We start from the raw sequence: 3,400 nt of genomic DNA, 5'->3' as shown, positions 1-3,400 counted from the left end.
GCTGGCCGGTCACCTGAGCCGCCCCACCCACCAACCCTTTCGGCAAAAAAGGAGCAACACCACATGAACGCAATCACTAAGAGGACCGTGACCACCGTCGACACCGGCGAAACGGTCCACGATGTGCCCGTGCTCGTCGATTACCACATGAACGACGGCTACGACTGGATGGACGTCATCAGCGAACACGGCTGGGCCGTGATCCCCAGCTGGGGGTGTGACGGCTGGGACCTGGGCCAGTGGCCGTACGTTATGGTCGCCGGGATCCGTACCGCCGACGAGATCGGGAACCTGTTCGGCATGGCCACCTACTGCGAAGGCGATGTACGAACGACCTTCTATCGGACCAAGGCGAGGTTCTGGACCGCGATAAGTGAGCAGGCCTTCTTCCATTGGAAGAACGGACAGGCCCACGGCCCGGAAGACCTGCCGGAGGCCGCCGCCGAACTCCCCAGCCGGTACCGGATGCCCTGCACCCTCGCGGACGTGGCCTAACCAGCACTGACAACCGCTGTACTGCCCGGCCGGAGCCGGGCAGTACAGCGGCCCAACGACTTCAAAGGAGCCAGCACATGAGCAACGACACCACCGCCCCCAAGGGCATCACCGCCCTGATCTACCGCGACGCCCTGGGTACGGACTTCTCGAACCGGGGCATCTCCGCCCGCGTCATGGAAGTAACCGTCATTGGCGAGGGCATCGACCCGGTATTCGAGGCAACCGAGGAACGGCCCGCCGTCCGGCTCGTCAAGAACGAGCACTTCCACCGCGAGACCGTGATCCACGCCGAGCCCGTCGCCCCGGAAGGTGAACCCGCCCCTTGGTACATGTTCGGCGGCACGTTCATCTTCAGCAGTGACGCCAGGTTTCGCCGCGCAGCTGGACACTATGGAGCCGTCCCGCTGCACGACCGCCGCGAATAGGGCCGAGGGTGGCCGGTCTTCGGGGCCGGTCACCGCGGGCGCTCCGCCGTCGTGGCCGGCTTGTCCTGGTGGTTGGCCGCGGCGGACCACCCATCCCGCAGCAGCCAGGTGCCGGACGGCGGCCGCCGGCGGCAAGCCAAGGGAGGCGGTGTCGTTGGGTTGTCCGTGGCATGGGGGTGAAAGGGCAGGCTCGCGGGGCTCGCCCTGGTTTCCGCTGCGCTGCAACCAGTTGAAGGGCGTCCGCTGGCGCGGCCGGCTGTGGGGTCCAGTGCCGGCTCCGCAGGGCTCCGCCGTCCCTGGCCCTTTTGTGTCTACGACGTTTTGGCTGCTGTCCTGACGGATTGTACGTGCCCGTTCCGGCCCCTCTAGCCCCTCCTGCGTCGGGGCCTGCGCCCCGGAAATTCTTCTCCGGCGCTCCTTCGTCGCTTATTTCCTCCGAAGATTTTCCGGGTCTTGCCCTTACGGGTAGACGGGCCTGCACGTGCACAGCTCCGCAAGCTTCGCCAGCAGCCAAAACAACGGGGGGAGAGGGGAAGCTGGCCGGTCACCTGAGCCGCCCCACCCACCACCCTTTCGGCAAAAAAGGAGCAACACCATGAACGACTTCATCAAATTCACCGGCCCGGCGGACGTCCTGGCTTTCATTCCGCACACGCTGGGACAGGCCCCCACGGAGTCCTTTGTCGCCCTGACCATGCAGGGGAACAAGATCGGCGCGACCCTGCGCGTGGATGCCCCGTTCGGGCAGGATCCCGTTGGTTACGCCCAAACCATCGTCAGCTACCTGACCGCTGACGAGGCCGCCACCGGCAGCCTGCTGGTCATCTACACCGACGAGAGCACCACCGACGGCAGCAGCCCCTACGCCGGGCATGTGCAGGCACTGCGCACCGAACTGGAAACCGCCGGAATGCCCCTGCAGGACGCATGGCTGGTGACCTCTGAATTGTGGCGGAACTACCACTGCACGGACACCGGCTGTTGCCCCGACCAGCCGCTGGATGCGATCACCACCAGCAACGGCAACGCCGCCCTGATCTACCGGGGGAGCGTCGTGACCGGCTTCATCGCACCGGCACCCTTCACTGGAGACGAAGCGGCCCGCGAGGCTATCACCGCGCACAAGCCTGACGGCTGGCCGGAAGACCTCGAAGCCAGCCGTGCTGCCTGGGCCAAGGTGCTGAAGGACCCCAAGAGCCTGACGACCCAGACAGCGCACCAGCTCGCAGGAGCGCTGCAGCACCACACTATCCGGGACTACATGATGGGCGACATCGTCCCGCACGCGCCCGAGCAGTTCACCTCCGTCATGCTTGGTGTATTCCCCACCCGCCCCGACTGGGCACGCGTGGACACGGCACAGGAAGTCGCGTTCGAGCTGATGAAAGCCACCCCGGAAGGGCAGCGCGCCCCCATGTTGTGCCTGATCGGCTGGCTCGAATGGCTCAAAGGACAGTCCAGCTTCGCTGCCCGGTACTTCAAGCTCGCGCTCGAAGACGTCGCCGGGTACCGGCTGGCGGAACTGCTGGGCGAACTGGTCAACCGCGGCATGCTGGCAGACTGCAGCCGCGATCCGAAAAAGGCCTATGACCGCCGCCTGAAGCGCTAGCTTCGACAGGGCCGGACTCCACTACAAAAGGGGTCCGGCCCTCCTCACGGGATCTTCGCCAGGTCGCGGCGGCCTCCCCCGCTTCGCTCCGCCGGCCGCGAAAACGCTGCGCGGGCACCGCGACTTCCAGCCCACGCGCAGGAACTGCCGATACTGTGAAAGGACACCGCCGTCCCGTCCAGCCAAGGAGTCCCGAGCGTGGCAGATCAATTCCGCATGACCGAAGACGATACCGTTGCCCCGGACGCGAGCCCCCTTGAAGACATCCTGGAACTGAGCCTGCTCACCGCAGGCCCAGCAACCGGGCCGGTAGACCGGCCCCGGAAAGACCACCGACACTACGAGCTGTAACCGAAAGCAGCGCTGACGCTGCACCACAGATTTCGTTATTGCCGAGGGAAATACATGAAGGCCGGCACGGACAGTGCCGGCCTTCCTTCATGCGCGCAGGCATGTAACTGTGGACCGGGGGAGTGGGTGTTCGCCAGGGCTCACACCGATAAGGGCGTCCGCTGGCGCGGTCGGCTGTTGGGGCCAGGCGGCGCCGTCGCAGAGCTCCGGACCCCCTGGCACTGTCTTGTCTGCGACGCTTTTTGGCTGCTGTCCTGACGGATTGTACGTACCCGTTCCGGCCCCTCTAGCCCCTCCTGCGTCGGGGCCTACGCCCCGCAAAAGTCTTCTCCGGCGCTCCTTCGTCGCTTATTTCCTCCGAAGATTTTCCGGGTCTTGCCCTGCGGGTAGACGGGCCTGCACGGGCACAGCTCCGCAAGCTTCGCCAGCAGCCAAAACAACGGGGGAGAGGGGAAGCTGGCCGGTCACCTGAGCCGCCCCACCCACCAACCCTTTCGGCAAAAAAGGAGCAACACCA

General features: G+C 65.7%; 4 protein-coding genes. All 4 read left to right on the top strand.

Translation table 11 applies throughout. The features are described from left to right. Positions 1 to 63 precede the first annotated feature (63 nt). The 4 genes from HNO81_RS19855 (at position 64) to HNO81_RS19840 (ending at position 2,883) form a co-directional block, all read left to right on the top strand. On the top strand, positions 64 to 495 hold the full coding sequence (locus HNO81_RS19855; protein ID WP_175319807.1) for a hypothetical protein: 432 nt from the start codon (positions 64 to 66) through the stop codon (positions 493 to 495). Positions 496 to 572: 77 nt separating this feature from the next. Continuing rightward, positions 573 to 923, top strand: a complete 351-nt coding sequence (locus HNO81_RS19850; protein WP_175319806.1) for a hypothetical protein — start codon at positions 573 to 575, stop codon at positions 921 to 923. Between the two features lie 595 nt (positions 924 to 1,518). Beyond that, positions 1,519 to 2,532 carry a DUF4192 domain-containing protein gene (locus tag HNO81_RS19845; protein ID WP_175319805.1) on the top strand — a complete coding sequence of 338 codons (1,014 nt, stop codon included), beginning with the start codon at positions 1,519 to 1,521 and terminating at the stop codon, positions 2,530 to 2,532. A 198-nt stretch (positions 2,533 to 2,730) separates the two neighbouring features. Continuing rightward, entirely contained in the window at positions 2,731 to 2,883 is a 153-nt protein-coding gene (locus HNO81_RS19840) for a hypothetical protein (protein WP_015061970.1), read from the top strand. The last annotated feature ends 517 nt before the right edge of the window (positions 2,884 to 3,400 follow it).

It is taken from the genome of Pseudarthrobacter sp. C4D7, assembly GCF_013359725.1.
In the GTDB taxonomy this organism is placed as follows: domain Bacteria; phylum Actinomycetota; class Actinomycetes; order Actinomycetales; family Micrococcaceae; genus Arthrobacter.
Note: the sequence above shows the minus strand (reverse complement) of the source record. Positions and strands in the feature narration are given on the sequence as shown.

What these genes read in the sequence shown, in the direction of transcription:
- HNO81_RS19855 (WP_175319807.1), top strand. Translation starts at nt 64, where the DNA reads ATGAACGCAATCACTAAGAGGACCGTGACCACCGTCGACACCGGCGAA.
- HNO81_RS19850 (WP_175319806.1), top strand. Translation starts at nt 573, where the DNA reads ATGAGCAACGACACCACCGCCCCCAAGGGCATCACCGCCCTGATCTAC.
- HNO81_RS19845 (WP_175319805.1), top strand. Translation starts at nt 1,519, where the DNA reads ATGAACGACTTCATCAAATTCACCGGCCCGGCGGACGTCCTGGCTTTC.